This window comes from Moraxella sp. CTOTU47579 (assembly GCF_032004885.1).
Classification (GTDB): Bacteria; Pseudomonadota; Gammaproteobacteria; order Pseudomonadales; family Moraxellaceae; genus Faucicola; species Faucicola tetraodonis.
The window spans coordinates 110,899-126,767 of the sequence record NZ_DALZOJ010000001.1 but is presented as its reverse complement, the minus strand read 5'-3'; the positions used below and the strand labels follow the sequence as shown (position 1 = coordinate 126,767).

Annotated in this window: 13 protein-coding genes; 4 read left to right on the top strand and 9 right to left on the bottom strand. The window is 45.4% G+C overall.

The annotated features are described in order from the left end of the window. Positions 1-42 precede the first annotated feature (42 nt). A complete protein-coding gene (gene hrpA / locus RTP55_RS00550; protein WP_312383637.1) occupies positions 43-4,230 on the bottom strand; it encodes an ATP-dependent RNA helicase HrpA in 4,188 nt (1,395 codons plus the stop codon). Between the two features lie 214 nt (positions 4,231-4,444). On the opposite strand from hrpA, the gene RTP55_RS00545 reads away from it, so the two are divergent. Next, positions 4,445-5,113, top strand: a complete 669-nt coding sequence (locus tag RTP55_RS00545) for an alpha/beta hydrolase (RefSeq protein WP_312383400.1) — start codon at positions 4,445-4,447, stop codon at positions 5,111-5,113. Between the two features lie 64 nt (positions 5,114-5,177). Here RTP55_RS00545 and RTP55_RS00540 read toward each other — a convergent pair whose 3' ends face one another. Further along, entirely contained in the window at positions 5,178-5,600 is a 423-nt protein-coding gene (locus RTP55_RS00540; RefSeq protein WP_312383398.1) for a hypothetical protein, read from the bottom strand. A gap of 13 nt (positions 5,601-5,613) precedes the next feature. Then, a complete protein-coding gene (gene wrbA / locus RTP55_RS00535; protein ID WP_099833861.1) occupies positions 5,614-6,219 on the bottom strand; it encodes an NAD(P)H:quinone oxidoreductase in 606 nt (201 codons plus the stop codon). A 250-nt stretch (positions 6,220-6,469) separates the two neighbouring features. On the opposite strand from wrbA, the gene RTP55_RS00530 reads away from it, so the two are divergent. After that, positions 6,470-8,491, top strand: a complete 2,022-nt coding sequence (locus tag RTP55_RS00530; RefSeq protein ID WP_312383394.1) for a YihY/virulence factor BrkB family protein — start codon at positions 6,470-6,472, stop codon at positions 8,489-8,491. Between the two features lie 72 nt (positions 8,492-8,563). Here RTP55_RS00530 and RTP55_RS00525 read toward each other — a convergent pair whose 3' ends face one another. From RTP55_RS00525 to RTP55_RS00515, 3 genes are read right to left on the bottom strand one after another with little or no spacing between them, the layout of a single operon-like run. Then, the gene (locus RTP55_RS00525) at positions 8,564-9,088 is read right to left on the bottom strand and encodes a DUF2127 domain-containing protein (RefSeq protein ID WP_312383392.1); all 525 of its coding nucleotides are present in this window, start codon (positions 9,086-9,088) and stop codon (positions 8,564-8,566) included. 54 nt (positions 9,089-9,142) lie between these two features. After that, complete coding sequence (locus RTP55_RS00520) at positions 9,143-10,309, bottom strand: dihydroorotase (RefSeq protein WP_312383390.1); 1,167 nt, start codon at positions 10,307-10,309, stop codon at positions 9,143-9,145. A 49-nt stretch (positions 10,310-10,358) separates the two neighbouring features. Next, the gene (locus RTP55_RS00515) at positions 10,359-11,342 is read right to left on the bottom strand and encodes an aspartate carbamoyltransferase catalytic subunit (RefSeq protein ID WP_409418399.1); all 984 of its coding nucleotides are present in this window, start codon (positions 11,340-11,342) and stop codon (positions 10,359-10,361) included. A gap of 296 nt (positions 11,343-11,638) precedes the next feature. Here RTP55_RS00515 and RTP55_RS00510 point away from each other — a divergent pair, with 296 nt between their 5' ends. Together RTP55_RS00510 and RTP55_RS00505 are read left to right on the top strand one after the other, a co-directional pair. Next, positions 11,639-12,616: a class 1 fructose-bisphosphatase gene (locus RTP55_RS00510; protein WP_312383385.1), complete on the top strand. Its 978-nt coding sequence runs from the start codon at positions 11,639-11,641 to the stop codon at positions 12,614-12,616. Then, complete coding sequence (locus tag RTP55_RS00505) at positions 12,616-13,392, top strand: TrmH family RNA methyltransferase (protein ID WP_312383383.1); 777 nt, start codon at positions 12,616-12,618, stop codon at positions 13,390-13,392. Before RTP55_RS00510 ends, RTP55_RS00505 begins: the two co-directional genes overlap by 1 nt. A gap of 96 nt (positions 13,393-13,488) precedes the next feature. Here the strand turns inward: RTP55_RS00505 and RTP55_RS00500 are convergent, their stop codons facing one another. The 3 genes from RTP55_RS00500 to xthA are packed head-to-tail and all read right to left on the bottom strand — an operon-like array spanning position 13,489 to position 15,741. Further along, on the bottom strand, positions 13,489-13,653 hold the full coding sequence (locus RTP55_RS00500) for an NF038104 family lipoprotein (RefSeq protein WP_172823558.1): 165 nt from the start codon (positions 13,651-13,653) through the stop codon (positions 13,489-13,491). Positions 13,654-13,684: 31 nt separating this feature from the next. Beyond that, the gene (gene argJ, locus RTP55_RS00495; protein WP_312383381.1) at positions 13,685-14,899 is read right to left on the bottom strand and encodes a bifunctional glutamate N-acetyltransferase/amino-acid acetyltransferase ArgJ; all 1,215 of its coding nucleotides are present in this window, start codon (positions 14,897-14,899) and stop codon (positions 13,685-13,687) included. Between the two features lie 29 nt (positions 14,900-14,928). Then, positions 14,929-15,741: an exodeoxyribonuclease III gene (xthA, locus tag RTP55_RS00490; protein WP_312383380.1), complete on the bottom strand. Its 813-nt coding sequence runs from the start codon at positions 15,739-15,741 to the stop codon at positions 14,929-14,931. Between the last annotated feature and the right edge of the window lie 128 nt (positions 15,742-15,869).

Here is a 15,869-nt window from a genome sequence, read left to right as displayed (position 1 = left end):
TACTTTATAAAAAATCCGCCAAAGTTTGACGGATTTTTTGTTTTAAATATTCAACTCATCCCACAATTTTTCTAGGCGTTTATCTGAGACTGGCACACGGGTTTTCATCGGCTGGGCAAACAGCTGAATCCGAAACTCCTCAACCAACCAACGATACGGCATAATTGTCTCATCATTACCCTTAACAGATAGCCTTTCCATGTGTTTATCAAGCTGATACACGGCATCAAGATCGGCATCTAAATTGTGCTCAAGCCTATCAAGACGCACCAACAACGCCTGCAAATAACGCGGATATTGCTGCCAATCTTGATAACTCATGCGGTACACAAAGTCCGATAAACTCAAATCATCGAGCTGGTCTTCGATATCCTCGATACTTTCTTCAAAAATATCACGATCAAGTAACAGCAGTTTTTGGCGAACTTGCTGCCACTGCTCATACACCGATTTTAGCTGCACTAGTACGCTTTGCCCAACGCTCAAGAAATTGGCCAGCACCACGGCTTTGGCTTGGTTAAATTCATCCAAGGTCAAAGGCAACTGATTGATGGCAATCACCAACTCTTTATCATGAATCCCTGCCGTGAATTTTTCATGGTCAAACGCTGCAACAAATTTTTCAAAAGTGGCATCAAGCGTGGCATGAATCAGCAAATCTTTGAGTCTATCAAGCTCACCAAGCGGCGCAAAGGCAAGTTTAAAGTTTTTATCAATTTGGCTGGTAAGCTGTCTGGCTTTTGCTCCGAGCTCATTGCCGATTAAAGCAAGCAAGCCTTGACGGTGTTTGTTGAGTGCCACACTGACATCGGTAAACTGCTGAATAGACACAGCCTTTTTATCGCTATAGCTTGGCTGCCCATCAGCAACCAGCGCCGAAAACTGCTTGATCATCACGCCTGCACTGTGGCGGTTTTGCATAAAGTTAAAATGCTCGGGAAACTCGCTATGTACGCCTTTACCACTGGCGACAGCTTGACTTGTGGTGACTTGATGACGCAGTTTTAATGCGTCAATATCTCGCCCTTTTTCAATCAGGCGGTTTTTGTCATCGACCAACGCAATTTGTGGCTGCAAATAGGTTTCAACCTCGCTTGGGTTAAAGTCTTTTGGCTCTACAAATTGGTTGTTTGCGCCACGCACGCCGCGCTGGTTTAAGGCTTGGCACAGTTGCCTTAGCAGTCCGCCATGATGGTTTTTTTCAAGCGTGTCAAAAATTTGTTTGGCGGTATCAGGCACGGGTACGATTTGACGGCGAATATCTTTTGGCAACGTCTTTAATAGCTGCAAAACCAGCTCATAGCGCCACCCTGCAATACCCCATAATAATTCAACCGCATCAACCTGTGGTAAGGCAACGAGTGGGACTTTAATGGTCACACCATCATCGTCGCTAGTCGGGTCAAAAATATACGACAGGGGTAGTTTCAGATTACCCAGTTGCCACGTTTCTGGGAAAGCTTGGGTAGCGGGTGCTTGTTCGTTGAGTACATCTTTATCACTAAAAAATAAAAACTGTGGGTCCGTTTTTTCTACTTCTTTTCGCCAATCTTCAAATACTTTACGGCTAGCGATATGCTCAGGCACTCGCTTGGCATAAAAGTCGTATAATTGCTCTTCATCAACCAGCAAGTCTCGACGTCGCAGCTTATCTTCAATCAAGGAGACATCAGCGACTTTATCTATATTATGCTGCAAAAATGGCGGCAATTTGCCCTTTTTACCATCGCCTGTGGACGGGGCATTCAGATTGCCCAACACCAAGGCATCTCGCAAAAAGATTTCTCGAGACTCAGTAAGATTGACTCGCTCATAATTCATCAGTTGTTTGTGTACCACAATCAGACCAAACAGGCTGATTTGGGCGTATGCCTTGACATGCCCCGTTTTGGCTGACCAATGCGGCTCAAAATAATGGTATTTGAGCAAATCCCCTGCCATCGCCAATATCCACTCTGGCTCGATTTTGGCAGCGGTACGCATAAACACCTGCGAGGTCTCAACCACCTCAAACGCCATCACCCATAGCGGATTTTGTTTGAATAAAGTACTGGCTGGAAAAATCTTGGCTTTGTGCTGACGCGCAGTGACATACTCGCCGCGTTTGGCTTTGATTAGCTTGCCGCTTTTATCGACATCATTAACTTTTTGGGCAATAAACGACAGTAGACCCGTGAGCAATGCTCGGTGAATAGGCACATAACTGGCGGGCTCTTGGTTGATTGTTAATTTTAAGCCATCCACCATTTGCAGCAACTGGCTATGGGTTTGTTGCCATTCACGTAAGCGCGGTGAGCTTAAAAAATGTTTTTTGGCAAAGCTTTTACGTTGGCTGTTGGTTAGTTTGTCGTTTTCATACGGGCTTTGCGCGATTGGCGCGGCTTCATCGTCTAGTGTTTCATTTTTTTGACGGTCAATACCACCGCTTTTAAATCCACTGCTTTGAAATAAGGCCCCATGAATTGCCTGCCAAAGACTAAGATAAAATAAAAAATCGCTGTCGGCTTGGCGAAATAATGCGTGTTTTTGGTCGGCTTGGGTTTGCTTATCGCTCGGGCGTTCTCGAGGGTCTTGCACTGACAAGCCCGATACAATCACCAATAGCTCTTTGAGACAACCATATTGCTCACCTGCAATCAGCATACGTGCCAAACGAGGATCAATGGGCATTTTTGCCATCATTTGACCGACTTTGGTAAGTTGATTTGGAAGGCGTTTGGATTGACCTTTGCTATTGTTATTAGATGTGCTTAGGCTATTTTCAGGTTTTTTAGTGGCAATCGCACCCAATTCTTCTAATAGTTTACGCCCATCATTGACCAGTCGATTGTCGGGTGGCTGGATAAAGTCAAAATTTTCTACTTCCCCCAGACCCAAGTTTGCCATTTGCAAAATCACCGACGCCAAGTTGGTACGCAAAATTTCAGGCTCGGTGAATTCGGGACGGCTGGTAAAGTCTTCTTCTGAATATAAACGGATACACACGCCCGCGGCGATACGTCCACAGCGACCTTTTCGTTGATTGGCGGCAGCTTGGCTAATCGCTTCAATCGGCAGTCGTTGTACCCGCGAGCGATAGTCATAGCGTGACATCCGAGCAAACCCCAAATCAATGACGTAGCGGATATTGGGCACGGTTAAGGCGGTTTCGGCAACGTTGGTGGCGATGATAATGCGTCGTCCGCCTGTCGGGTGAAAAATCTGCTGCTGCTCGGCAAAACTTTGACGGGCAAATAACGGCAAAATCTGAGTATGACGGGGGGCATATTGGTTTAAAATATCTGCCAAATCATGAATTTGCGCTTCGGTGGCGGCAAAAATCAAAATATCCGCTTGGTCAGCATGTCCTTTGCTGGCAGCGTCTTGGTAGCACTCTTCCACCGCTGCGGTAATCGCTCGCGGCAAGTTATCTTCGACATCATCAAAGCTGTCATCATCCGAACCTGTGACAATCTCATCCGTCAACGGGCGGTAGCGCACTTCTACGGGATAACTGCGACCTTCAACCACAAACACAGGCGCGGGCGTCGCTTTTTTGGTTTTACCATCAACGCTAGAAAAATACTGGCTAAACCTTGCTGTGTCGAGCGTTGCCGAGGTGATAATCACCTTTAAATCGGGACGTTTTGGCAATAGACGCTTGAGATAACCCATGATAAAGTCAATGTTAAGACTGCGCTCGTGGGCTTCATCAATGATAATGGTATCATAGCGGCTCAAAAACTTGTCATGCGCCATTTCGGCAAGCAAAATACCGTCGGTCATCAGTTTGACAATGGAATCGGATGAGCCTTGCTCAGTAAAACGCACTTTAAAGCTCACTGTCTGTCCGAGCGTTTCCCCTAATTCTTCAGCAATGCGATTTGCCACACTACGCGCCGCTAATCGTCTTGGTTGGGTATGTCCGATTTGCCCTGTTACCCCTCGCCCTGCGAGCATGGCAATCTTAGGTAATTGGGTGGTTTTGCCTGAGCCTGTCTCCCCTGCCACGATAATGACTTGGTGGTCTTGGATGGCTTTGATGAGTCTATCGTCTTGTTGGCTGACGGGCAAATCTTCATTAAGATGTATCGTTGGCAGACTGGCGATACGGCTTTGCACTCTTTCTTGCGAGTGTTTGAGTTGTTTTTGGTAGCGGTCAAATCTTGACGTATAGTCTTCGCTTTCTTTGTCTTTGATTTGTTTTAACTGTTGGGCAAGGCGTGACAGATAATAGCTGTCTTTTGCCATGACAGGTAATTTCACATTTTGAGGCTTGTCTAGTTGAGGATCATTTAATGGTACAGCAGTCGATATAAGTTCTTTCATTCACTTAGGCTATTCTTATGGTAAACATTGCCTAGATAATGTGGTATGAATAAGCTAAAATCAAGCGTTATCTCTATTTTTAAGCTATCCAATAATTATTTTTATGACATTTGTATTTCATATGAAAGGAGAATTTATGAGTTTATTAAAAATGGTTGAAGTCATTCACAACCCTAATAAATTGCCGATTGACAGAGCGGTGATTTGGCTACATGGACTGGGCGCAAATGGTCATGACTTTGAGCCAGTCGTCCCTGACTTGGGACTCGATGGTAACCATGGCATACGGTTTGTATTTCCTCACGCCCCCGCCATTCCTGTAACCATCAACCAAGGTTATGTGATGCCAGCTTGGTATGATATTTTGGAAATGTCGCTTGAGCGCAAAATCGACACCGCACAGATTGAACAATCCGCCCGCTCGATTGGAGAATTAATCGCGCGTGAAGCCGAGCGCGGTGTATCGCCTGAGCATATCGTGATTGCTGGATTTTCACAAGGCGGTGCGGTCGCCTATCAAACCGCGTTAACCTATGACAAACCATTAGCCGGACTGTTAACCCTATCGACTTATTTAGCGACCAAAGATAGCCTAGTTTTAAGTGATGCCAATAAAAATCTAAACATCGCTATTCATCATGGCACACAAGACCCTGTCGTCCCAGTACAGCTTGGGCAAGAAGCCAAAGCATGGCTTGAGTCAAAAGGTTATCAGCCGCAGTTTTACAGCTATCCGATGGCGCACCAAGTATGTATGCCGCAACTCAAAATTATCGGTAAATGGCTAAATGATGTGTTGGCCTAACGGTGTTTTAGCATAATTTTTAGCATAAAAAGAGCGTACGTGACATGCTGCGCTCTTTTAGCAATTAGCCATTCATCTTTGGCAGTCGTTTTAACAAAATAAATAGCCAGTAATTGACCCATCCTAGCAAAACAAAATCCACCAACCACACAGTCATCAACCCCCAATGCATTTGATAGCCGTATTTGAGGGCGACCATACCACTGCCCCCCAAATATACAAAAGTGAGCATACTTAGCAGCAATAGCGCGTATGGGCTTTTGCCTTTGACGATATAAGGCGTTGATAAGAGCGCGGGTATCAACCACAGAGCTTGCCAAGCAATCCCGCCGACAATATCAGGCTTTACACTTGCCAACCAATGCGTCAATAGCGGTACTGCCAGCAATCGAAACCCCAGCCAAACCCACCATACTATGGTTAAGCGTCGGTGGATGGGATAAATGGGTTTGGGGGCAGATAGTGAGTGCGGGTCTTTTTTTCTCATAACGCTTGTTTTCTCATAACGCTTGTAATGCCTTGGCAATTTTTGCTAGACGTTGACCTTGGGCGATGGCTAACGTTTTTTCGTCCGCGGTCATGATGTGGTCATGCTTTGCGCCGCTGACATGGCTTGCACCATACGGGCTTCCACCTTGGCTCGTGGTATTGAGCGCAGGCTCACTATAGGGAATTCCCACAATCACCATGCCATGATGCAGTAGCGGCGTCATCATGCTAGTCAAAGTCGTCTCCTGCCCACCGTGCATGGTGCCCGTACTGGTAAATACAGATGCCGGTTTGTTTTGCAAATCCCCCGCGAGCCAAATTGTGACGCTATTATCCCAAAAATACTTCATCGATGCTGCCATATTGCCAAAATGGGTTGGGCTGCCGAGTGCCAGCCCCACACAGTTTTTTAAGTCATCCATGGTGGCATACAGGTCACCCTCATCAGGAATACTTGGCGCAACTTTTTCAGTCTCGCTACTGACCTTGGGTACCGTGCGAATCCGAGCGGCTATGCCTGTGCCACTATCTTCAATACCTTGTGCGACCAGATACGCCAAATCTTTGGTCGAGCCATTTTGGCTGTAGTACAAGACTAAAATATAAGGTTGACTCATGGTTTTTCTCACATCAATTTTGATAATTGTTACGTCAAGCTAGTTTGGGTGAATAAATTTTGATGGATGAATTTTGATGGCAGGGTCAAGGCAATCTACTAGCCAGATTGCCAATTGCAAAACACCAAAACTGTTCACAGTAATTCAATAAACAATTTTTTTGAATATGATACCATACTGCCATACAATCACTGCCTTTTTCGCCGATTTGATGGTCAAACTTTGAAATTTTTTATCAATAAGAACTATTATGAATGAACTCATTGCCAAACTAAAAAAATTATCCATTTTTAAACATAAATGGGTGCAGTTTTTGATGTATCTTATCAAAAATTTTATCGATGATAATTGTAGCCAAAAAGCTGCGTTATTGACTTATACCACGCTGCTGTCTATTGTGCCGATTTTAACCTTGTTGGTGGTGATTCTCTCCACCATCCCGCAGTTAGCAGAAGCGCGTGAGCAGATTCAAAACTTGATATTTAGCAATATTTTGCCCAGTACCGGATTACAGGTCACCAAGTATCTCAACCAATTTACCAGTAATTCATCGAATCTAACCATTATCGGTGTGGGTATTCTGTTTTTTACCACCATTTCCACTTTAATGACGATTGAAACCGCGTTTAACCAAATTTGGCGTGTTGAAAAAAAAGAGACTAGCTGGCTCAATCTTGTGCGTTACTGGGTGATTATTACCCTGTTACCTATTGTGCTTGCCATCGTCATGATTATCTCAAGTACCGTGCAAAGTTTGAGCTTTTTAAATCAAAAAATTGGCGGTTATGGGATTGACTGGGCGATTTGGGTACAAATCGGCTCGATTGCGATTGTGCTGATGGGGTTGGTGACCATGTATTGGTTTATCCCGCGCTGCCAAGTGCGTTTTAAACATGCGCTGGTTGCCGGTGTTGTGGTTGGAATTATCTTTGAAATCTTAAAACTCACCTTTGGTGCAATTGTTGATAACTTTACCAGTTATAAAGCGGTGTATGGGGCATTTGCAATTTTGCCGTTGTTCTTACTTTGGATTTATATTTCTTGGAATATTATCCTGCTTGGCGTACAAATCAGCTACTGTTTGACCATTTTTGAGACCAAAGAAATTTTCCCACGTCATGCTTTGTTTAGTTTGATGGATATGCTAAACGTGTTGTACCGTGAGCATAAAAAAGGCAATGTCGTCACCGAAGCCGGTCTGCGTGATGTGCTAGGTCGCCAAGAGATGCCAAATTGGTACACTTATATTAGCTTTTTACAAGATAACAATCTCATCACAACCAGTGACAAAGATGAATATGTCCTTAAACGCTCGCTCGATGATTATAGTTTTTGGGATTTTTATCAAAATATGCCCTATCCTTTGCCGCATGAAAAGGATTTGCGAAAACTTAAAAATAACGCGCCTTGGACTGTGCAATGGATTAATACCTTAGCCCGTGGTGAAGCCATGCTCAAATATAATTTTGATATATCGATGGCAAGTATTTTTGACAGTATCGCACCGCGTCAGGCTCCAAATGCCGAAGACATCGAGCCAGATAAGGGAAAAAAAGATAAAGGTAAAGGCAACAAACTAGCCGGTCAACGTGAAGGCTCAGGTCTATCAGGCGGTCAAGTCAGTGACGTGGTCAATGAAGATAAACGCATCAAAGAAACTGACGCTGAGCAAGCGACTGGTTTTGATGGTACGCTTGACTTTAAAGGTCAGGGTAGCTTGTCGAGTCAACCGCGTGATTTTAATGCCTTAAATAACGATGAGTTATCGGATGAATTATCACATGAATCCTCAGTGGATAAGCAAGCTCATGATAATCAGACACGCTTGTCAAATGATAAGGGGTTAGATGACAAACATCCGCTAAAAACGCTTGAAGAAAGTAACAGTGAATACGACAGTCATAGCGAAAACAAAGCCAATCCGTCATCCACACAAAATGGCAATGTCCAAGACGAGCATAAATTTGCGATTGACAATTATTTGAATGCCAATAATTTTGACAATATGCGTTGGGATATCAGTAATTTAGATGACACGAGTTTTAGCAATGAAATCACTACTACCCAAACAGTCCAATCAAAAATCCTAGCGGATGATGACAAACCAAAAGGTGATAATACAGCGGTAATGGCAAAAATTCGTCAGATTGTGCCGGCTAGTGTACTCGATAGCCCGTACAATCCTTTCAATTTTATCAAATCAAAAATTGCAGCCAATACGAGTAAAAAATCCCCGCGTATTATTACGGAAAAAGATAAACCAGATAGCTAGAACAGACAGCTAGTTTGGTGAGTAAAGAAGGGCAGATTCTGCCCTTCTTTACTCGCTTTTTTTATCGATAGCTTAAGCTTGTGTCATCTTTTTACCCAATAACCCTTTGGCGCGCATATTGCGATAGACCACCACAACAATGACGATATTGACTAGCAGTATCAAAAAGTTAAGCCAATTAAACCGATGGCTAAATAACTCATAAACCTCAAGCGGCAAAAACACGCCATAGCCCAATACACTATACCAATACGCCCATATCTTATCTCGATAAAGACCGTAGGTTTCCACAAAACGCAGCAGCGCATAGCCCATGACTATCCAAAAGGCTTTTTGCCAATTTTGGTTGGCGACCCAAGCATAGTGATTCAGTGCTTCTATTTGGTGGTGCAGTGCCATACCCATGATACGATGCAGCGCCTGTGAAACCACCCGCGCAATCCATTGCAATTTATCATGCCCTACAAAAATAATAGCCGCCACCCCCACCGCTACCAATCCTTTTACCAGCTCATAGATAGCGACCATAATGATGGCGTTCTTGGCATGATGGCTATTAGGCACTGTCGGGGGTAACTGCTTAAACGCCTTTGGCATGATTAATTACCGTATCCAATCTTGAAACAAACTTAAAACAAGCTTTAAACAAGCCTAAAAAAAGACTTGCTCGACTTTCCCTATCAGCTCACTATTGATAAATGGCGTATTTTTGCCTTGCGACACCATCGATTCTTTAGTCACCGTCCAAGTCAGACTGGGGTCAACCAACACCGCCCCGCCCGTTTGATGGTAGCTTGCTTCAATGCCAGCGATTTTGGCAGGGTTGAGTGCGATTTTTTCTACTAGCTGCTCTGGGGTTAAAATACCTTCTTTGACCAATTGACAAGCGAGCCCCATAAAAGTATCAAAGTTGCTAATGCCGGGTTTACACTCCGCAAATGGCGCTTGTTTAGCGGTTTTTGCCAAGGGCTCATGGTGGCTACAAATCGCATCGATAGTGCCATCTTGCAAGCCTTCTTGCAGCGCTTTTTTGTCTGTATTGGAACGCAGCGGCGGCAACACATACGCCAAGGCATTAAAACCAATCAAGGCATCATCGGTTAAATGTAACTGGTGCATCGCCACATCACAGGTCACCGGCAAGCCCCTTTGTTTTGCCCAGCGAATCAAATCAATCGATGATTTGGTGGTTAGCTGACCAAAATGTGCCGATACGCCTGTTTCTTCGACAATCAACAGCTGCTTGGATAACGCCACCGTTTCAGCAATCCAAGGAATCCCTGCCAAGCCGTGATAAGATGCAATATAGCCATCATGGGCGACACCGTTTTTGGATAAACTGGGTTCATCAGGGTAAAAAAATACTTTGATGTCATAAGTCGCCGCATAATCAAGGGCTTGCAGTAGTACGTCATCATTGGCGAATTTGCGGCGAGCATTGCTGACCCCGATGATACCACCTTGCTTCAGCCCAAGCATATTGGCGGGTTTTTCACCTTCAAGGCCTGCGGTCATCGCGCCCAATATATGCAGATGAATACCACCATCTTGATAAGCCCGCTCTCGCAAGCCTGTCAGTAACGAGCCGTTCTCAAGTACTGGGTTGGTATCGGGTGGTATAACTACATGCAAAAAACCGTTTTTTCGAGCCGCGGCGCCTTCTGATTTTAATGTACCATGCGACTGGTGTCCAGGTTCACGCAGGCGCGCACATAAATCCACTAGCGGCGGTAATAGCCATTTGCCATCGCTGTCGATAGGGTTAAGCTGCGTGGTATCAAATTGCCAGTTGGCAGGTAAAAGATTTTGAAGCGTCATGGTTTTGCCTACTTTGGTTTTGCCTACTTTGTCATTTTTTTCGCTAAATTTAAGATGCGCTGCGCGCGGCACGTTGCCCTTGCATAGCCAGTGCCAACACCGCCATACGTACCGCAATGCCGTTATTGACTTGTTTTAAAATCACCGATTGCTCGCCATCGGCAACAGCTGATGAGATTTCAACGCCGCGATTCATCGGTCCTGGGTGCATGACAAGCGCGTCAGGTTTGGCAAGGGCAAGGCGTTCGGTGGTAATGCCATACGCTTTAAAATACTCGGATGTCGATGGCAACAGCGGCGAGCCAATACGCTCATTTTGAATACGTAGACCAATGATGACATCACAGTCAACCACCGCCGCATCCAAATCGTTATAGACACTGACACCATAACGTTCAATGCCTTTTGGTAATAATGTCTTTGGCGCCACGACGCGAATTTCTTTAACCCCCAAGGTTTTGAGCGCTGCAATGTCCGAACGGGCAACGCGGCTATGCTTGATATCGCCGATAATCGCTACCGTTAATTCCTTAAACGGTCTTGGCGCTTCACGATAAATCGTGAGCATATCGAGCATGGCTTGGGTCGGATGCGCGTGCCAGCCGTCACCACCGTTGATGATGGCAATATTTGGGGTGACTTCGGTTGCCATAAAATGCGCAGCCCCACTCGATGAATGACGCACCACAAAGATATCCGCTGTCATGGCTTCAAGATTCCACAGCGTATCGCGTAAGCTTTCGCCTTTTTGGGTACTGGATTTGGCAATATCGATACTGATGACACTGGCGCCAAGACGTTTGGCAGCCACATCAAAGGTGGTGCGAGTACGGGTAGAATTCTCAAAGAACAAATTCATCACCGTACAGCCTTCAAGCTCATCACTGTTACGGATGCTATTGGGGCGACCGGCATTGTCGGTTAAGTAACCATTGGCTTTTTCGATGATGGCCATCAGCTGGGCTTTGGATAACCCTTCTACACCGATAAAATGCCGCAAATCGCCTGCTGCGGTCAGTTCTGGCTTTGCCATCGCTTGATCAAGCTTGCTCTGTAGCGCTTCGTTGGATAGGGTTTGGGTGTTTAAAATATTCATCAGCCACCTAGATTTGTTGTTATTTGTATAAATTTTGCCTATTTTACCGTAAATCGGCTGGAATAAATACGCCAATATTTTGCGATTATCGCTGATAAGACGGGTCAAAAAGTGCTACAATTTGCGGCAAATTGTCTATATTTTTTTTAATTCATCAGGTCTAAATTCACACTGCTTAATCGTATGTGATTGGCTTAGGGTGTTAATTTATAATTTTATAATAAGGTCTACTTATGTCAAATCTTGAAACTTATCTTGCCGCGCAAAACGCCCAACCTGCCATTGCCGACATCATTACCACCATTACCAAAGTCGGTATTCAAATTAGCGATTTGCTCAAACGCGGCGCTCTCGCAGATATTTTGGGCGAAGCGGGTAACCAAAATGTGCAGGGCGAAGAGCAAAAAAAGCTCGATGTCATTGCCAATGATTTGTTGCTAGACGCTTTGAGCAGCAATCCGCATTGCGCGGGCGTGGCTTCTGAAGAATTAGATAACGCCACCCCTGCCAATCAAGATGGCGATGTGTTGGTACTGTTTGACCCGCTTGATGGCTCATCCAATATCGATATTAATATGGCAGTCGGTACAATTTTCTCGATTTTACCCTACAACAACCAAGGTCACCCTGCGACGGATGAGGACTTTTTGCAAAAAGGGACGGCGCAGTTGGCATCGGGTTATATTTTGTATGGCACGTCAACTGTGATGTCAATCACACTTGGCAAGGGTGTCGCCATGTTTAGTCTTGACCCAGATACCAAAGCGTTTGTGCAAATCAAAGACCAAGTGCAAATCAGCGCAGATACCAAAGAGTATGCAATTAATGCCTCCAACTATCGCTATTGGTTGCCACCGATGCAGCGTTATATTGACGAGTTTACGGCGGGTAAAACTGGCGTACGTGGTAAAGATTTTAATATGCGCTGGGTGGCGGCGATGGTGGGCGATATTCACCGTATTTTGTGCCGTGGGGGGATTTTTAGCTATCCATTTGACACCAAACACCCTGATAAACCGGGTAAACTGCGTCTGATGTATGAAGCCAATCCGATGAGCTTACTCATTGAGCAAGCAGGGGGTTTGAGTACCGATGCTATCAATCGTATTTTGGATATCGAGCCGACCAGTATCCACCAACGGGTGCCTGTAGTACTGGGGGCAAAAAACGAAGTGGAGTATGTTAAAAAGCTGCATGAAGAAGTCAAATAATGCTTATCACTTCAAAAGACAACCCAACCATCAAAACTGCTCATGCCCTTCTCACTGCGTCGCGCCAGCGTAAAAAACTGGGCAAAACTGTGATTGAAGGCACGCACCTGCTTGAAGCGTATCTAAATGCTGGTCTCACGCCTGACACCGTGATTGTCAGCGAAAGTGGTTTGCACAATGACGAAATCAACGCCCTGCTCGGTCGGCTTAACCAGGTAAAAACGTTAACGGTTAGCGATAATCTGTATAAAGAGATTCGCACGCTGGGCGAGAGCCTGCCCATCATGGCGATGATTGATATGCCGCATTTAGACTTTAATCAGCCCATTACCAGCGATTGCTTAATCATCAATGGTGTCCAAGACAATGGCAATCTAGGCACACTGTTACGCACCGCCTCAGCCGTGGGAATTAAAACCATTGTCTGTACGATGGGCACAGCATCGGCGTGGTCGCCCAAAACCTTGCGAGCGGGCATGGGGGCAAATTTTAGTTTAACGATTTTTGAAGGCATCAGCGTAGATGAGGTATTGATGAAGGTCAAAGTGCCGATGTTTGCCACAAGCTCACATACCGATCATATTATTTATCAGACCGATTTGAGACAACCGCTAGCCTTGATTATGGGGCATGAAGGACAAGGCGTGGATGAGAGGTTACTTAGTCAATCCAACCCGATTGCCCTACCCCAGCCCAATGGTCAAGAAAGCCTAAACGTGGCGATAGCAGGGTCACTTTGTCTGTATGAAATGTTACGGCAAAGACGCTACGCATGATTGCCATACATGATTGCCATCAATGAACGAGTGCGACATAAATAAATGACTAGACAGCCTGTGTTTAGTCTTTTTTGTCGTCACTATCGCTTGGTATTAGCCGCCTGGTATCACCGCTTTAGCGACGGCTACCGTGCCTTTGACCACCCCTTTGGTGGTCTTATAGGCAACTTTGACAGGGACAGTGACAATTTTATGCACACACCCTTGTAAGATAACAGCGGTGGTCAGCACAAAAAGCAGGGTGGTTAGTTTTTTCATTCGTTACCTTTAATTGACTTTAAGATTGACTTTAAGAACGATAATCAGCATTGATTTTGACATACTCGTATGATAAATCACAGGTATAGACGGTATCACTTGCCTGCCCACGACCCAATTCAATATGAATGGTAATTTCAGGACGCTTCATTACCTCACTACCACGCGCCTCGGTATAGTCATGTGCCAAGCCGCCGCGCTCGCAGATACGCACATCATCGAGTGATACCGCCACTTTTGACTGGTCAAGCAGTACGCCCGCTTTGCCTACCGCTGCCAAAATACGCCCCCAATTTGGGTCGCTAGCAAAAAATGCGGTTTTTACCAGCGGTGAATGCGCCACTTCATACGCGATTTTGGCACATTCTTCAGCGGTTTCACCGCCTGTCACTTTGACCGTGATAAATTTGGTTGCCCCTTCACCATCACGTACAATCAATTGAGCGATTCGAATCATTACATTGTTAATCGCCTCATAAATTGCTTGATAATGCGGGTGATTTTCGCTGTCAATCACATCCCCAACTTGTCCTGTGGCAATCAACGTACAGCAGTCATTGGTCGAGGTATCGCCATCCACTGTGATGCGGTTAAATGACTGATTCACCGTGTCGGTCAAGATATTTTGTAGCAATGATTTTTCAATGTTGGCATCGGTTGCCACAAAGCCAAGCATAGTCGCCATATTGGGGCGAATCATGCCCGCTCCTTTTGAGATACCTGTCACGGTATAGGTGACGCCATCAATCGTGACTTGTTCGCTATGTCCTTTTGGTGTGGTATCGGTAGTCATGATGCTGTGGGCGGCGCCAAGCCAATTATCGTCGCTTAAATTGGCTAAGGCGCTGTCTAACCCCGCGATGATTTTATCCGCCGGCAAGGTTTCCCCAATCACCCCGGTGGAGTAAGGCAATACTTGCTCGGCTTCGACACCGGTTTTTTCTGCCAAGGCCACACACGTTGTTTTGGCACGCTGTTTACCGTCTTCACCCGTGGCAGCGTTGGCGTTGCCTGTGTTGACAATCAAATAACGGGGACTGTCTTTGGCGATAAATTCTCGCAGCAACTGCACAGGCGCGGCACAAAATTGGTTTTGTGTGGTGACAACCGCGGTATTTGCGCCCGCTATGATGTCAAAAACCGTTAAGTCTTTGCGCCCTGCATAGCGCACGTGGGCTTCGGTGATGCCAATTTTTATCCCTTTCACTGGGTTTAATTTTACAAGTTCGACATTGCCAACTGGCATGAGAGCGCTCCTTACTGTTGTTTAATTGATTAATCCAAAAAATCTGCCCAAATCGGGGCATGGTCGCTGGGTTTTTCCATGGCACGCAAATCATAGCTGACGCCTGCACCGTTGAGCTTATCCGGCAAATCAGGCGTCATCAAAATATGGTCAATCCGCAGCCCACGCTTTGGCTCATCGTCAAATCCCTTGCTGCGATAATCAAACCAGCTCAGCGCTTGACCATCGGCATATAACGCCCGATAAGTATCATGCAAATCTGTCGCAAGCAGGGCTTGGTACCACTCTCGCTCCTCTGGTAAAAACGAGCACGTGCCATTTTTTAGCCAACGTTTGACACTATCCTCGCTAATGCCAATATCAAAATCAAGCGGCGCAATATTCATATCCCCCATCAAAATCATACTGCGATTTTCTGCTTTAAGCTGCAAGATATAGTGGGTTAAATCGGCATAGAATTTACGCTTCATCGGAAATTTGGTTTCATGCTTGCGATTTTCACCTTGCGGAAAATAGCCATTAAGCACATCAATATATTTGCCATTAAAATCATAGCGCGCATGGATAAATCGTCGCTGCGCATCGTCGCTATCGGTTGGAAAGCCTTTTTGTACAAAAATAGGTTGCTGTCGTGATAATAACGCCACGCCATAATGAGATTTTTGCCCAAAAAACTCGACATGATAGCCCAATTGCTGCACGCTCTGTAGCGGAAATGCATCATCATGTACTTTGGTTTCTTGTAGCCCGATGACATCGGGCGCGATGATATCGCGAATGGCTTCAAGCTGGTGTGGGCGCGCCCGCAATCCATTGATATTAAAACTGACAAAACGCGGCATGTGTGTTCCCCAAATAGATAAATGTGGCTTGGTTAAGCGTTAAATGCCGACTATATTAGCGGATATTGACCGCAAGCTCAATTTGAAAGCAAATTGGGTCTGCAACACTGAGGTTATGCAGGATGAAC

What these genes read in the sequence shown, in the direction of transcription:
- hrpA (WP_312383637.1), bottom strand. Translation starts at nt 4,230, where the DNA reads ATGGCAAAAGACAGCTATTATCTGTCACGCCTTGCCCAACAGTTAAAA.
- RTP55_RS00545 (WP_312383400.1), top strand. Translation starts at nt 4,445, where the DNA reads ATGAGTTTATTAAAAATGGTTGAAGTCATTCACAACCCTAATAAATTG.
- RTP55_RS00540 (WP_312383398.1), bottom strand. Translation starts at nt 5,600, where the DNA reads ATGAGAAAAAAAGACCCGCACTCACTATCTGCCCCCAAACCCATTTAT.
- wrbA (WP_099833861.1), bottom strand. Translation starts at nt 6,219, where the DNA reads ATGAGTCAACCTTATATTTTAGTCTTGTACTACAGCCAAAATGGCTCG.
- RTP55_RS00530 (WP_312383394.1), top strand. Translation starts at nt 6,470, where the DNA reads ATGAATGAACTCATTGCCAAACTAAAAAAATTATCCATTTTTAAACAT.
- RTP55_RS00525 (WP_312383392.1), bottom strand. Translation starts at nt 9,088, where the DNA reads ATGCCAAAGGCGTTTAAGCAGTTACCCCCGACAGTGCCTAATAGCCAT.
- RTP55_RS00520 (WP_312383390.1), bottom strand. Translation starts at nt 10,309, where the DNA reads ATGACGCTTCAAAATCTTTTACCTGCCAACTGGCAATTTGATACCACG.
- RTP55_RS00515 (WP_409418399.1), bottom strand. Translation starts at nt 11,342, where the DNA reads ATGGCAAAGCCAGAACTGACCGCAGCAGGCGATTTGCGGCATTTTATC.
- RTP55_RS00510 (WP_312383385.1), top strand. Translation starts at nt 11,639, where the DNA reads ATGTCAAATCTTGAAACTTATCTTGCCGCGCAAAACGCCCAACCTGCC.
- RTP55_RS00505 (WP_312383383.1), top strand. Translation starts at nt 12,616, where the DNA reads ATGCTTATCACTTCAAAAGACAACCCAACCATCAAAACTGCTCATGCC.
- RTP55_RS00500 (WP_172823558.1), bottom strand. Translation starts at nt 13,653, where the DNA reads ATGAAAAAACTAACCACCCTGCTTTTTGTGCTGACCACCGCTGTTATC.
- argJ (WP_312383381.1), bottom strand. Translation starts at nt 14,899, where the DNA reads ATGCCAGTTGGCAATGTCGAACTTGTAAAATTAAACCCAGTGAAAGGG.
- xthA (WP_312383380.1), bottom strand. Translation starts at nt 15,741, where the DNA reads ATGCCGCGTTTTGTCAGTTTTAATATCAATGGATTGCGGGCGCGCCCA.